Source organism: Pseudomonas sp. TH32 (genome assembly GCF_016650855.1).
Classification (GTDB): domain Bacteria; phylum Pseudomonadota; class Gammaproteobacteria; order Pseudomonadales; family Pseudomonadaceae; genus Aquipseudomonas.
Genome location: NZ_JAEKFA010000001.1, coordinates 280,309 through 293,188, shown reverse-complemented (window position 1 = coordinate 293,188; position 12,880 = coordinate 280,309). Strand labels below are relative to the sequence as shown.

12 protein-coding genes are annotated in these 12,880 nt (G+C 61.0%); 5 read left to right on the top strand and 7 right to left on the bottom strand.

The annotated features are described in order from the left end of the window. Window positions 1-545: 545 nt before the first annotated feature. A complete protein-coding gene (locus tag JFV30_RS01355) occupies window positions 546-1,181 on the bottom strand; it encodes a TetR/AcrR family transcriptional regulator (protein ID WP_201121589.1) in 636 nt (211 codons plus the stop codon). Between the two features lie 92 nt (window positions 1,182-1,273). Here JFV30_RS01355 and JFV30_RS01350 point away from each other — a divergent pair, with 92 nt between their 5' ends. From JFV30_RS01350 to JFV30_RS01335, 4 genes are all read left to right on the top strand, one after another. Next, the gene (locus JFV30_RS01350) at window positions 1,274-2,374 is read left to right on the top strand and encodes an efflux RND transporter periplasmic adaptor subunit (protein WP_201121588.1); all 1,101 of its coding nucleotides are present in this window, start codon (window positions 1,274-1,276) and stop codon (window positions 2,372-2,374) included. A 6-nt stretch (window positions 2,375-2,380) separates the two neighbouring features. Further along, window positions 2,381-5,446: an efflux RND transporter permease subunit gene (locus JFV30_RS01345; protein ID WP_201121587.1), complete on the top strand. Its 3,066-nt coding sequence runs from the start codon at window positions 2,381-2,383 to the stop codon at window positions 5,444-5,446. 136 nt (window positions 5,447-5,582) lie between these two features. After that, complete coding sequence (locus JFV30_RS01340; protein ID WP_201121586.1) at window positions 5,583-5,852, top strand: hypothetical protein; 270 nt, start codon at window positions 5,583-5,585, stop codon at window positions 5,850-5,852. Between the two features lie 78 nt (window positions 5,853-5,930). Further along, window positions 5,931-6,131, top strand: coding sequence for a hypothetical protein (locus JFV30_RS01335; RefSeq protein WP_201121585.1), 201 nt, complete (start codon window positions 5,931-5,933; stop codon window positions 6,129-6,131). Window positions 6,132-6,180: 49 nt separating this feature from the next. Here the strand turns inward: JFV30_RS01335 and JFV30_RS01330 are convergent, their stop codons facing one another. The 3 genes from JFV30_RS01330 to plsB are packed head-to-tail and all read right to left on the bottom strand — an operon-like array spanning window position 6,181 to window position 9,856. Next, window positions 6,181-6,870, bottom strand: a complete 690-nt coding sequence (locus JFV30_RS01330) for a DUF4197 domain-containing protein (RefSeq protein WP_010176773.1) — start codon at window positions 6,868-6,870, stop codon at window positions 6,181-6,183. A gap of 28 nt (window positions 6,871-6,898) precedes the next feature. Next, window positions 6,899-7,300 carry a YbaY family lipoprotein gene (locus tag JFV30_RS01325; RefSeq protein WP_169387216.1) on the bottom strand — a complete coding sequence of 134 codons (402 nt, stop codon included), beginning with the start codon at window positions 7,298-7,300 and terminating at the stop codon, window positions 6,899-6,901. Window positions 7,301-7,351: 51 nt separating this feature from the next. Then, entirely contained in the window at window positions 7,352-9,856 is a 2,505-nt protein-coding gene (gene plsB, locus JFV30_RS01320; protein WP_201121584.1) for a glycerol-3-phosphate 1-O-acyltransferase PlsB, read from the bottom strand. A 193-nt stretch (window positions 9,857-10,049) separates the two neighbouring features. Between plsB and JFV30_RS01315 the strand changes: the two genes are divergently transcribed. After that, a complete protein-coding gene (locus JFV30_RS01315) occupies window positions 10,050-10,259 on the top strand; it encodes a cold-shock protein (RefSeq protein ID WP_003219353.1) in 210 nt (69 codons plus the stop codon). Between the two features lie 172 nt (window positions 10,260-10,431). Here the strand turns inward: JFV30_RS01315 and JFV30_RS01310 are convergent, their stop codons facing one another. From JFV30_RS01310 to dapE, 3 genes are all read right to left on the bottom strand, one after another. Further along, window positions 10,432-10,809: a hypothetical protein gene (locus JFV30_RS01310; protein WP_010176770.1), complete on the bottom strand. Its 378-nt coding sequence runs from the start codon at window positions 10,807-10,809 to the stop codon at window positions 10,432-10,434. A 78-nt stretch (window positions 10,810-10,887) separates the two neighbouring features. Beyond that, window positions 10,888-11,697, bottom strand: a complete 810-nt coding sequence (locus JFV30_RS01305; RefSeq protein WP_010176769.1) for a putative RNA methyltransferase — start codon at window positions 11,695-11,697, stop codon at window positions 10,888-10,890. Beyond that, entirely contained in the window at window positions 11,697-12,848 is a 1,152-nt protein-coding gene (dapE, locus tag JFV30_RS01300) for a succinyl-diaminopimelate desuccinylase (protein ID WP_201121583.1), read from the bottom strand. Before dapE ends, JFV30_RS01305 begins: the two co-directional genes overlap by 1 nt. Window positions 12,849-12,880: the final 32 nt, after the last annotated feature.

The following is a 12,880-nucleotide window of genomic DNA, read 5'->3' as shown; positions in this document are numbered from 1 at the left end:
AAAGCAAGAGCACAGCGGCCTACAGGCCGGCTTGAGTGGTAGAAGCCAGAGCAAGATCAAGGGCACACGCGGTCTAAATGTGGGAGCGGGCTTGCTCGCGAATGCAGTCGTTCGGTTGATGCATTTGGTGACTGACACACCGCATTCGCGAGCAAGCCCGCTCCCACATTTTTGACCGTGCTCGCTCTGGATTTAGATTTTGATTTTGCCTTTGCTTCACACCACTCAAGCCGGCCTGTAGGCCGCTGTGCTCTTGCTTTTGATCTTGATCTTGATCTTAGGCGCCCCGTTAAACCACGCTGGCCGAACGCAGGCTTTGGAGCGTGGGTAACCCGGCAGGACGCCGGGTTAGCCGCGCTGGGCCAAGGATGGCCCATCGCGGCGGCCCACGGTCCAAAGCCGGAGTGAGGGCACACCGAGCCTAGGCGAGGTGCCGAGTGGTGGGGCAAGAGCCCTTTTGGTTACTTTTGGGGCTCTTTTCCAAAAGTGACCCGCTGTAAGAGCGGAACCAATAGTAGTCGTTACCGAAGTAACGGATATGTACATCAAACCCGATAAGCCCGCATAAACAACCCAACCACCTCCTGCACGTGCTCCTCAGCCGCCTCGGCACTCAACTGCCCGCCGCACCCATACAACAAGCAAAAATTCGCCGTCCCCTTGAGCAAGCAAAAAAAGTGCTCAGCGGCAGTGAACGGCTTGGCAATACTCAGCGCGCCACTCTGGTCAATCTTGCTCAGCAGCCGCTCCATCCCCTGCAACATACGCATCGGCCCCGCCTCGAAAAAGATCTGCGACAACTTCGGATCCTGACTTCCGGAGGTCATCATCAACCGATGCAGGTTCACCGACTCCTCACTATTGATCAGCACATGAAACCCACGCGCGATATTGAGCAGCACCTTCTCCACCGGCACGCCCTCCGGCAACTCGAAATACATCACCGGTAACTGCTCTTCGCACTTGGCAACCACCGCCGCCGAAAACAGCGTCTCCTTGTCGGTGAAATGGCTGTACACGGTCAGTTTCGACACGCCGGCCTCCACGGCCACCGCATCCATGCTGGTGCTGGCATACCCATTACTCAAAAACAGGATTTTCGCCGCATCGAGGATCGCCTGGCGTTTTGCCATGTCCTTGGGACGCCCGGGGCTATTGGTGTTTACAGGATTGTCGGACATTTTCACTTTATTACTGGACTGGTGAGTTTGGTATTAATAACATACTGGCCAGTATAATTATTCCTAGCACCATTAGCGAAAGGTCCTTCAGCATGCGCAGCTATTTCCTGCCACTCGCGTTGCCTGCCAGCTTGCTATTCCTGTTGGCTGCCTGTGGCCATGAAGAAGCGGCGCAAACCACCGTCCGCCCGGCCATGGTGGTCCAGCCAGAGCCTTCGGCGCAGGCTTCAGACAGTTACCCTGGCGAGGTGCGTGCCCGTTATGAGCCCGACCTGGCTTTTCGCATCGGTGGCAAAGTCAGCCGACGGCTGGTCGAGGAGGGCGAGCGCGTCAAGGCCAACCAGCCCCTGGCGGAACTCGATCCCCAGGACGTGCGCCTGCAACTGGAAGCTACCCGTGCCCAGGTCGCTGCCGCCGAAGCCAACCTGAGCCTGGTGCGCGCCGAGCGTGATCGCTACAAGACCCTGATGGACCGTCAGATGGTCAGCCGTTCCCAGTACGATAATTCCGAAAACCTCTACCGTTCCGGTGAAGCCCGCCTCAAGCAGATCAAGGCCGAATTCGACGTGGCCAATAACCAGGCCGGCTACGCCGTGCTGCGCGCGCCCCAGGATGGCGTGGTCGCCAAGCGTGCGGTGGAAGTGGGCCAGGTGGTGTCGGCCGGCCAGACCGTATTCACCCTGGCCACCGACGGCGAGCGGGAGGTGCTGATCAGCCTGCCGGAGCAAAGCTTCGGGCGCTTCAAGATTGGCCAGCCGGTGTCCGTGGAACTGTGGAGTCAGCCTGACCAGCGCTTTAACGGTCGCATCCGCGAGCTGTCGCCCGCCGCCGATCCAAAGTCGCGGACCTTTGCCGCCCGCGTCGCCTTCACCGGCGGCAAGGTGCCGGCGGAGCTGGGGCAGAGCGCTCGCGTCTTCATACAGGCTGACGGCGTGATTCCCCTGGCGGTGCCGCTGTCTGCCCTGAGCGCGGAGAACGGTGCGTCCTACGTCTGGGTGGTGCAGCCCGACAACTCCCTCAAGCGCACACCGGTGCGGATCGGTGCCTTTGGCGAGAAAACCGTGCCGGTGCTGGAAGGCTTGAACCCCACCGACTGGGTGATTGCGGCCGGTGTGCATGTACTCCATGAGGGCCAGCAAGTGCGCCCGGTGGATCGCGCCAACCGAGTGGTAAGCCTGGCGGCCAAGGAGTAGTCCCCGATGGGTTTCAATCTTTCCGAATGGGCGTTGCGTAATCGCCAGATCGTACTGTTCCTGATGATCCTGCTGGCAGTGGTAGGTACCTTGTCCTACACCAAGCTGGGACAAAGCGAAGACCCGCCGTTCACCTTCAAGGCCATGGTGATCAAGACCAACTGGCCGGGTGCTACTGCCCAGGAAGTCTCGCGCCAGGTCACCGAGCGCATTGAAAAGAAACTGATGGAGACCGGCGACTACGAGCGCATAGTGTCCTTCTCGCGCCCCGGCGAATCCCAGGTCACCTTCATGGCCCGGGACTCCATGCATTCCGCGCAGATCCCGGACCTCTGGTACCAGGTGCGCAAGAAGATCAGCGATATTCGCCAGACCTTGCCGCCGGATATTCAGGGCCCGTTTTTCAACGATGAATTCGGCACCACCTTTGGCAATATCTACGCGCTGACCGGCGACGGCTTTGACTACGCTGTGCTCAAGGACTACGCCGATCGCATCCAGATTCAGCTGCAACGGGTGCCGGATGTGGGCAAGGTCGAACTGCTGGGTTTGCAGGACGAGAAGATCTGGATCGAGCTGTCCAACCTCAAGCTCGCCACCCTCGGCTTGCCGCTGGCCGCGGTGCAACAGGCATTGCAGGAACAAAACGCGGTATCGACCGCCGGCTTCTTTGAAACCCCGAGCGAGCGTGTGCAGTTAAGGGTGTCCGGCAACTTCAAGACCGTTAACGAAATCCGCGACTTCCCGATCCGCGTCGGTGATCGCACGTTCCGTATCGGCGACGTGGCCGAGATTCACCGCGGCTTCAACGACCCGCCGGCACCGCGCATGCGCTACATGGGCGACGATGCCATTGGGCTGGCCGTGGCCATGCGCGATGGCGGCGACATTCTGGTGCTGGGCAAGGCCCTGGAAAGCGAATTCGCACGCCTGCAGAAGAACCTGCCTGCCGGTATGGAGCTGCGCAAGGTGTCGGACCAACCGGCAGCAGTGAAAACCAGTGTGGGCGAATTCGTCCAGGTGCTGGCGGAGGCCCTGGCGATTGTGTTGCTGGTGAGCTTCTTCTCCCTGGGTGTGCGCACCGGCATGGTGGTGGCCCTGGCGATTCCGCTGGTGTTGGCCATGACCTTTGCCACCATGTATTACCTCGGCATCGGCCTGCACAAAATCTCCCTCGGCGCGTTGGTGCTCGCACTGGGCCTGCTGGTGGATGATGCGATCATCGCCGTGGAAATGATGGCGATCAAAATGGAGCAGGGTTACGACCGGCTCAAGGCCGCCAGTTTCGCCTGGACCAGCACCGCCTTCCCGATGCTCACGGGCACACTGATTACGGCGGCGGGCTTCCTGCCGATTGCCACGGCGCAATCGAGCACCGGTGAATACACCCGCTCGATCTTCCAGGTGGTGACCATCGCGCTGCTGGCCTCGTGGGTCGCGGCAGTGGTGTTCGTGCCGTACCTGGGGGAAAAACTCCTGCCGGATCTGGCGAAGATTCATGCAGCCAAGCATGGCACTGACGGGCCGGATCCCTACGGCACACCGTTCTATCAGCGCGTAAGACGCCTGGTGGAATGGTGCGTGCGTCGGCGCAAGACGGTAATCGTCCTGACCCTGCTGCTGTTTATCGGCTCGGTGGCGCTGTTCCGCTTTGTGCCCCAGCAGTTCTTCCCGGCTTCCGGGCGGCTGGAATTGATGGTCGACCTGAAACTGGCTGAAGGCGCGTCTTTGAGCAACACGGCTGATCAGGTCAAGCGCCTGGAAGCGCTGCTCAAGGAACATGCGGGAATTGAAAACTACGTGGCGTACGTGGGCACAGGCTCGCCACGTTTCTACCTGCCGCTGGACCAGCAATTGCCCGCCGCCAGCTTTGCCCAGTTTGTGGTGTTGGCCAAGACCATCGAGGAGCGCGAAAGCCTGCGCACCTGGCTGATCGAGACCCTCAACGAACAGTTCCCGGAACTGCGCTCGCGGGTCACGCGTCTTGAGAACGGTCCGCCCGTTGGCTACCCCGTGCAGTTCCGGGTGACGGGCGAACACATCGAAGAAGTCCGAGCCCTGGCGCGGAAAGTGGCGGCCAAGGTTCGCGAAAATACCCACGTGGTCAACGTGCACCTGGATTGGGAAGAACCGAGCAAGATCGTCTACCTCAACGTTGACCAGGACCGTGCTCGCGCCCTCGGTGTGAGCACCGCCAACCTGTCGAAATTTCTTCAGAGCTCCCTCACCGGTTCCAGCGTCAGCCAGTACCGGGAGGACAACGAGTTGATCGAAATCCTGCTGCGCGGCACCGTTCACGAGCGTACCGAGCTGTCGTTGCTGCCAAGCCTGGCAGTGCCGACCGACAACGGCAAAAGCGTGGCGCTGTCGCAGATCGCGACCCTGGAATATGGCTTTGAAGAAGGCATTATCTGGCACCGCAATCGCCTGCCGACCGTGACCATCCGCGCCGATATCTACGGCAAGGAACAGCCGGCAACCCTGGTGCAGCAGATCCTGCCGACGCTGGAAGGTGTGCGCGCTGAACTGCCGGACGGTTACCTGTTGGAGGTCGGCGGTACGGTCGAGGATTCCGCCCGCGGGCAGAACTCGGTCAAGGCCGGCGTGCCACTGTTTATCGTGGTGGTGCTGACCTTGCTGATGTTGCAACTGCGCAGTTTCTCACGCACGGCGATGGTCTTTCTTACAGCGCCTCTGGGGTTGATCGGGGTGACGCTGTTCCTGCTGGTGTTCCGTCAGCCCTTTGGTTTTGTGGCAATGCTGGGGACCATCGCGTTGTCTGGGATGATCATGCGCAACTCGGTGATCCTGGTGGACCAGATCGAACAGGACATCAAGGCCGGCCTGGCGCCCTGGCAAGCGATTATCGAGGCGACGGTGCGACGCTTCAGGCCGATCGTGCTGACCGCGCTGGCGGCGGTACTGGCGATGATCCCGTTGTCACGCAGCGTGTTCTTCGGGCCGATGGCCGTGGCGATCATGGGCGGGTTGATTGTGGCGACGGCGTTGACGCTGTTGTTCCTGCCAGCGTTGTATGCGGCGTGGTTCAGGGTCAGGAAGGACGCCGCTTAACATGTGGATGCAAACGGTTCCCGCCCATTGGGAACGTTTGCAGGCGTCACTCCACTCAGATTTGCCTGATTGACAGGCGAGGATGTCAGCACGGCTGTCGTGCTGGCACCTCAATACTGAGTTCATGGAGTGTCATATGTTTATTTTGTCTGCCCTGGCGGCTTTTAAAGGCGCGGTCCTGGGGACGCTGTTGGGCAATCTATTTCCTTCCAGCAATAAAGAAGCTGATACGGCACGACCGCAGAAGCCTGGTCATGGACGGCCCGGCTTTAATCACGGTCATCCCTCCCGGCCAACCATGGGACCTGTCCTGCCTCCCCAGCCCAAGCCTTATCAGCAGGCCTCGGTGATTGAGGGGCATCAGCCTTACAGGCCTTTGTCCGCACCCTTTACGTTCGATCGATAACCGCTCATGCAGCAGGAACCATCCGGGCGGCCTTGCCACTCAGAGGGAGCTTTTGACGATGAATATTGAGGAGTGCATATGTTTATACCGATACTGGCGTTGCCGTTTCAACTGATGGGGGCGGTATTTGGAATGGGGCAGGGATTTGGCCAGTTCAATGGCAATCGCCAGCCCGACATCCACATCACTATCAGTAACGAAAACAGCAACGCCAATGCCAATAGCAACAGCAACAGCAATACCAATGTGAGCAGTTTGCCTCGCAAGATCTGGTACTAAAAAAAACGCCCTGAATGGTTCAGGGCGTTTTTTAGTTGCGGGGTACGGTCTACAACGCCCCGAAGACCTTCTTGGCCAAGCTGGTGGCCGCTGCCGCCGGGTTCTTGCGAATGGTTTCTTCCTGCTGGGCGATCATCTTGAACAACCCGTCCAGTGCCTGCTCGGTCACGTAGCTTTCGACATTGGCGCTCTTGGCATCAATGGCGCCAAAGCTGGCGGCCTTGCCCGCGAGCGCATTGTACTGCTGGGCCACGCCGACCTTGTCAGTGGCGGCCTTGACGATCGGCAGGAACTTGGCCCGGATTTCGTCACGGCTGCTTTTGTTCAGGTATTGGGTGGCCGAGTCCTGGCCGCCGGTGAGGATGCCCTTGGCGTCGGTCACGCTCATGTTCTTCACCGCATTGACCAGGATCGGCTGGGCCTGGGTCACGGCAGACTCGGCCGCCTTGTTCATGCTGGCTTCAAGCTGGTTGACCTGGTCACCCATGCCGAACATTTTCAGCTTGTCGGCGACTTTGCCCAATTTGCCCGGCAGGCCGATCTTCACTTCGGGGTTGTTGCTGAAACCACCGGGCACCCCCAGTTGTTTGACGGCAATCTGCGCGCCTTGGGTCAGTGCGTCCTTGAGGCCGCCGGTGGCGTCGCCCTGGGACAGGCTGCCAAGGGACAAGGCCATGGCGTTGGCGCCGAGCAGCAGGCCGGCACACAGGGCAGTGAGGCGAAGGGAGTTACGGAGCATGGGCGCTTCCTTATGTTCGATTTTTTAATCAGTGTGCAACCGCATCGACCCGCAGGCGCAGCGGTTGTGGATCCTGGCCGTTCAACTGCACAGCGTGCCGTTCGGTGGTAATAAACAGTAGCTTGCCATCCAGTTCGATGCGAGCGCTCACCGAGTAACTGTGGCCGGGTTTGACCTGGGCCGGGTCATAGCTCAAATGAAACGGCAGCGGCACCTGGCCTTTCACCGGGCCTTTCTGCTCGGCCAGGGTCACGGCCGGGGCGTCCATCAAGGACACGTCTTGCAGGGTCACGCTCAAGGTGGCGGCGGGCGGCAGGGCGATGCGTTGCAGGTAGAACACTTCGCCATCGAGGCTGGCTTTGGGCGCGGGGCTCATGGTCTGGCAGGCTCCCAGCAGGGCGGTCAGGCCCAGGAGGATGATTTTTTTCATGGTGCAGCTCCTTGTCAACGGCGCCAGAAACACCCTGGCGCCTTGGTCACTCTAGTGTGTTTCTTCCGGGGCGACGGGCTTGTCTGCCGCCTCTTCACTGCGATGCAGGGCCACCTGGCGAATCGACAGGCGAATCTCCGCCGGCAACACGCGCTTGGCCGCGCCTTCGGCCAACTCACCCAGCAGGGGGTGATAGCTCAGCTTGCCGGCCTCGTCGCGGCGCAGCACATCTTGCTCCAGCAGGGTCTGGATAAAATGTCGGAAAAGGCTCTTGTCGAAGAACTCCGGCGCATTCAGGCCGTGCAGGATCGACAGGCGCTGGGCCATGACGGTGCACAGGTCTTCCAGTTCTTCGGCGCTGATGCTGTTCTGGCCGCTGTTGAGCAGCAGCGAGATCGCCATGTAGAAGCGTTGCAGGGTCTGGGCGATGCTCTTGGACAGCAGCGTCAACAGCACAAAGTGCCGTGAACTCGGGGCCGGGCGCAGGTACACCTCGTTTTCAAAACGCAGCAGGCCTTGTTCGACGAAGGCTTCCAGCCACTGGTCGACCACCACGTCCAGCTCGTCCAGGGGCCAGCGGATAAACAGCTCCGATTGCAGGTACGGGTAGAGCGCGCGGGTGTAGCGCAGGATCTGTTCGCGGCTCATCCGCGAGCTGCTCTGGAAGAAACTCGCCAGCAGCGCCGGCAGGGCGAAGATGTGCAGCACGTTGTTGCGGTAGTAGGTCATCAGGACGGCGTTCTGCTCGTCCAGATAAAGGATTTTGCCCAGCGCGTCACTCTGTTCCGACAGCAGGTCCATGTCCTTGACGTGCTTGATCAGCGCCAGGCCGTCACCTTCGGGCAGGGTGGTGTGGGGCGAGTAGGGCACCTTGCGCAGCAAGGCCAGGTACAGATCAAGCTGGCGTGCCATCGCTTGCTCGTCCAAAGCCAGGCGCGTGGTGGACAGCAGTGCCAGGGCCACCAGGTTCACCGGGTTGATCGCTGCGGCTTCGTTCAGGTGTTGCGCCACGCGCTCGCCGAGGCGGTTGGTGGTTTCGTTGAGCCAGGCCGGTTTGTAGTTCGGGCCCAGTTCCTGGGAGCGCCAGTCCGGCTGCTCGCTGTCGAGGAATTCAGCCAGCTTGATCGGTTCGCCGAAGTTCACGGCCACCTGGCCAAAGCGCTGCTTGAGGGCGCCGACCACTTTGAAAATATCGAAAATCGACTCTTTCTTCTTGCTCGCGCCGCGCAGTTCGCCGAGGTAAGTGCGGCCTTCCAGCACGCGTTCGTAGCCGATATACACCGGCACAAACACGATGGGCATGCGCGAGGAGCGCAGAAAGCTGCGCAGGGTAATCGCCAGCATCCCGGTCTTCGGTTGCAGCATGCGCCCGGTGCGTGAACGTCCGCCTTCGACGAAGTACTCCACCGGGAAACCCTTGGTGAACAGGGTGTGCAGGTATTCGTTGAACACCGAGGTGTACAGCGGGTTGCCCTTGAAGGTGCGGCGCATGAAAAACGCCCCGCCACGGCGCAGCAGGCTGCCGATCACCGGCATGTTCAGGTTGATCCCGGCGGCGATGTGCGGCGGGGTCAGGCCGTTCTTGAACAGCAGGTAGGACAGCAGCAGGTAGTCGATGTGGCTGCGATGGCACGGCACATAGATCACTTCGTAACCCTGGGCGACCTTTTGCACACCTTCGATGTTGTTGACCTTGATGCCGTCGTAAATCTTGTTCCAGAACCAGCTCAGCACCACTTCCAGGAAGCGGATGGCGGTGTAGGTGTAGTCCGAGGCGATCTCGTTGCCGTAGCGCAGGGCCTGGGCCTTGGCTTTTTCCGGAGAGATTTTCTCGCGTTCGGCCTCATCGAGAATCGCCTGGCGCACCAGCGGCATGTTGACCAGGCCTTTCACCAGGTTGCGCCGGTGGGACAGGTCGGGGCCGATCACTGCGGTTTTCAGGTTGCGAAAGTGCACCCGCAGGATACGTTGGGCCATGCGCACGGTGCGTTCGTGGCCTTTATTGTGCTCGATCAATTCACGCAGGTTGATGGGCGCGGAGAATTGCACCCGGGTCTTGCGGCCCAGGATCAGGATGCTCAGCAGCCGGCGCAGGCGGCCGGTCACGGCCCAGCTGTCGGCGAACAACAGTTTCCACGGGCTGGATTCGCTGTCGGGCGACTGGCCCCAGAACACGCTGACTGGAATGATCTGTGCATTCTCTTCGGCGTGTTCGGTGAGTACGTCCACCAGGCGGGTCAGGGTGGGCGGTGCGCCACGCTTGTCCTGGCGGCCGAGCCAGTCTGGGTCGGGCGTCAGGTAGAAGAAGGCCGCAGGCTCCATCAACGGGCCAACCGATACTGGCAGCACCGGGCGCGGCAGGCCGGCCTTGGTACATTCGGTATCAACCACTGCCAATTCGGTGAGGGATGGGGATTGCAGGACGTAAAACACCGGACGACTGCGGTCGAGGTTCAGGGTAAGGGACGACTGGTTGATCGTCTCTGAGCGAACCCAGAGGTACAGCAGCCGGCGCAAGGTGCCAAATACCAGACGGCGAAACGGAGAGCGGGTCATACGGCTTCTGCTTTGAGTGGGAAAAACCGAGCAGATGCTCGGGCCGCTAGTGTGCCGTATTCACCGAAAATCGGCAAAAAAGCGGCGAAGTAATCTTGAGTTGAAGCTTTTTGAGCCTGTCTTATACTCGGCAGTTCAACTGCGACGACTCAACAATAAACGTACTTATAAAAAGCATGTGGGAGCAAAACAGATGGCAACGCGCGAAACCGGCAATGTGAAGTGGTTCAATGACGCCAAGGGCTACGGCTTTATCCAGCGGGAAGATGGCAAGGACGTGTTTGTGCACTACCGCGCCATTCGCGGTGAAGGGCATCGTTCATTGGCTGAAGGCCAGCAGGTGGAATACGCCGTGGTGACAGGCGAGAAGGGCTTGCAGGCTGAGGATGTGGTTGGGCTGTAACCCGGCAGGCACAACACACCTTTAAATGTGGGAACCCGGTCGAATGTGGGAGCCGGGCTTGCCCGCGATAGCATCGCCGCGGTTTGGCTGAATGACCGAGGTGGGCCCATCGCAGGCAAGCCAGCTCCCACATTTGATTGGGTTTGCACAGTGAGGCCTTGTCAGCCTGGCTTTATGCCGTTTTCCAGGTGATCTGCTCTTCACCGTCTTCGCTGATACGAATCCAGGTATCCGCGCTTTCTTCACCTTCTTCCTCAACCCAGCTGCCCGGGGCGCAACGCACTTCGACGTTCAGAGCGGCAAAGGCCGCCCGGGCGCAGGCGATGTCGTCTTCCCACGGAGTCTGGTCACTTTCCAGGTACAGGCTGTTCCATTTGCCTACGGCTTTTGGCAACCAGGTGACCGGCACGCTGCCGGCGGTGCACTTGTAGGTCTGGCCGCGCTGGACCCAGTCGGTGCACGGGCCCAGGGCGGCGCCCAGCCAGGCGGCGATGGCCTTGTGGTCGACGTCGGCGTCCTTGAGGTAAATCTCGATATCAGGTTGGCGCATGGATGTTCCTCATTGCGGGATTTTGAAAATCCATTCGCGGATTCAGCGCAGGCCCCGAGAGGCCCACAAAATAATGGGTTATTGAAGCACGAAATAGTCGTAGCGCATCGACACAGTGACCAGCAGCGGTTCGGCGGCTTCGATCACCTGGGCCCGGCGCTCGGCACTGGCGCGCCAGCCGTGAGGCGTCATGGCCAGCAGGTTGGCGCGATCCTTGGGGTCGGCCAGGCTGAGCGTGAACTCCAGGGTTTCGCTGTGTTGCAGGCTCATGCCGTCCGGCACCAGTGCCAGGTGTTTGTCGTCGGTGTACTCGCGCACTTCGTCGTACAAACGCTCGCGCAGTTCCATCAGGTGGCCGCTGGTGGGGCCAACCTTCATCAAGCCGCCGCCCGGGCTGAGCAGGCGCTTGGCCTCCAGCCAGTCCAGTGGGCTGAAGACGCTGGCGAGGAACTGGCAGCTGGCATCGGCCAATGGCACCCGGGCCATGCTGGCGATCAGCCAGGTTACGGTGGGGTTGCGCTTGCAGGCGCGCTTGACCGCTTCCTTGGAAATATCCAGCGCATAGCCATCGGCGCGCAGCAGGGTATCGGCGATTTGCGCGGTGTAGTAACCCTCGCCACAACCGATGTCCAGCCAGCGCTGGGGTTTGCGCTCAGCGGCCAGTTCGGCCAGGCGCCTGGCCACCGGGGCGTAATGCCCGGCGTTGAGGAAGTCGCGGCGCGCTTCAACCATCGCCAGGTTGTCGCCCGGGTCGCGGCTGTTCTTGTGCTGCACCGGCAACAGGTTCAGGTAACCCTGGCGCGCGCGGTCGAAACGATGCCCGACCGGGCAGGCCACGCCGTTGTCCACGTCGTGGAGCGGTGCACTGCAAATGGGGCAAGCAAGCATCAGGCGAGCAACTTGATCAGGGTCTGGTAGTAGATTTCGGTCAACACATCGAGGTCGCTGGCGAGGATGCGCTCGTTGACCTGATGGATCGTCGCGTTGACTGGGCCCAGCTCCACAACCTGAGTGCCGAGGGTGGCAATGAAGCGCCCGTCGGAGGTGCCGCCGCTGGTGGATGCCTTGGTCTCGCGGCCGGTGACAGCCTTGATGCTGGCGGAAACGGCATCCAGCAACGCGCCCGGTTCGGTGAGGAACGGCAGGCCCGACAGCGCCCACTCCACATGCCAGTCCAGGCCATGCTTGTCGAGAATCGCCGCAATCCGCTGTTGCAGGCCTTCGACGGTGGACTCGGTGGAAAAGCGGAAGTTGAACACCGCCGTCAGGTCACCCGGAATCACGTTGGTGGCGCCGGTGCCGGAGTTGAGGTTGGAGATCTGGAAGCTGGTGGGCGGGAAGAAGGTGTTGCCATCGTCCCAGTGCTCGGCGGCCAGTTCGGCCAGGGCCGGTGCGGCCAGGTGGATCGGGTTCTTTGCCAGGTGCGGGTAGGCCACGTGGCCTTGCACGCCGCGCACGGTCAGGGTGGCGCCGAGGGAGCCGCGACGGCCATTCTTGACCACATCGCCCACCAGGGTGGTGCTCGACGGTTCGCCGACGATGCACCAGTCCAGGCGCTCTTTACGGGCCGCCAGGCGTTCGATCACAGCCTTGGTGCCGTGGTGCGCCGGGCCTTCTTCATCGCTGGTGATCAGGAAAGCCACTGAACCCTTGTGGTCCGGGTAGTCGGTGACGAAGCGCTCTGCCGCCACCAGCATCGCCGCCAGACTGCCTTTCATGTCTGCTGCGCCACGGCCGCAGAGCATGCCGTTTTCGTCGATCAACGCGTCGAACGGGTCGTTCTGCCAGGCCTTGACCGGGCCGGTCGGTACCACGTCGGTGTGGCCGGCGAAGCACAAGACCGGGCCTTCGTGTTTACCGTGGGTGGCCCAGAAGTTATCCACATCCTCGATGCGCATCGGCTCAAGCGCAAAACCGGCGTCGCCCAGGCGCTGCATCATCAGCTTCTGGCAATCGGCGTCGATCGGCGTCACCGACGGGCGACGGATCAGGTCGATAGCGAGTTGGAGGGTCGGCGAAAGGTCGGCGTGGGCCGTCATGTAAAAACTCCAGTGCAGGGCGCGCAAAATGG

What these genes read in the sequence shown, in the direction of transcription:
- plsB (WP_201121584.1), bottom strand. Translation starts at nt 9,856, where the DNA reads ATGACCCGCTCTCCGTTTCGCCGTCTGGTATTTGGCACCTTGCGCCGG.
- JFV30_RS01325 (WP_169387216.1), bottom strand. Translation starts at nt 7,300, where the DNA reads ATGAAAAAAATCATCCTCCTGGGCCTGACCGCCCTGCTGGGAGCCTGC.
- JFV30_RS01330 (WP_010176773.1), bottom strand. Translation starts at nt 6,870, where the DNA reads ATGCTCCGTAACTCCCTTCGCCTCACTGCCCTGTGTGCCGGCCTGCTG.
- JFV30_RS01335 (WP_201121585.1), top strand. Translation starts at nt 5,931, where the DNA reads ATGTTTATACCGATACTGGCGTTGCCGTTTCAACTGATGGGGGCGGTA.
- dapE (WP_201121583.1), bottom strand. Translation starts at nt 12,848, where the DNA reads ATGACGGCCCACGCCGACCTTTCGCCGACCCTCCAACTCGCTATCGAC.
- JFV30_RS01355 (WP_201121589.1), bottom strand. Translation starts at nt 1,181, where the DNA reads ATGTCCGACAATCCTGTAAACACCAATAGCCCCGGGCGTCCCAAGGAC.
- JFV30_RS01310 (WP_010176770.1), bottom strand. Translation starts at nt 10,809, where the DNA reads ATGCGCCAACCTGATATCGAGATTTACCTCAAGGACGCCGACGTCGAC.
- JFV30_RS01315 (WP_003219353.1), top strand. Translation starts at nt 10,050, where the DNA reads ATGGCAACGCGCGAAACCGGCAATGTGAAGTGGTTCAATGACGCCAAG.
- JFV30_RS01345 (WP_201121587.1), top strand. Translation starts at nt 2,381, where the DNA reads ATGGGTTTCAATCTTTCCGAATGGGCGTTGCGTAATCGCCAGATCGTA.
- JFV30_RS01340 (WP_201121586.1), top strand. Translation starts at nt 5,583, where the DNA reads ATGTTTATTTTGTCTGCCCTGGCGGCTTTTAAAGGCGCGGTCCTGGGG.
- JFV30_RS01305 (WP_010176769.1), bottom strand. Translation starts at nt 11,697, where the DNA reads ATGCTTGCTTGCCCCATTTGCAGTGCACCGCTCCACGACGTGGACAAC.
- JFV30_RS01350 (WP_201121588.1), top strand. Translation starts at nt 1,274, where the DNA reads ATGCGCAGCTATTTCCTGCCACTCGCGTTGCCTGCCAGCTTGCTATTC.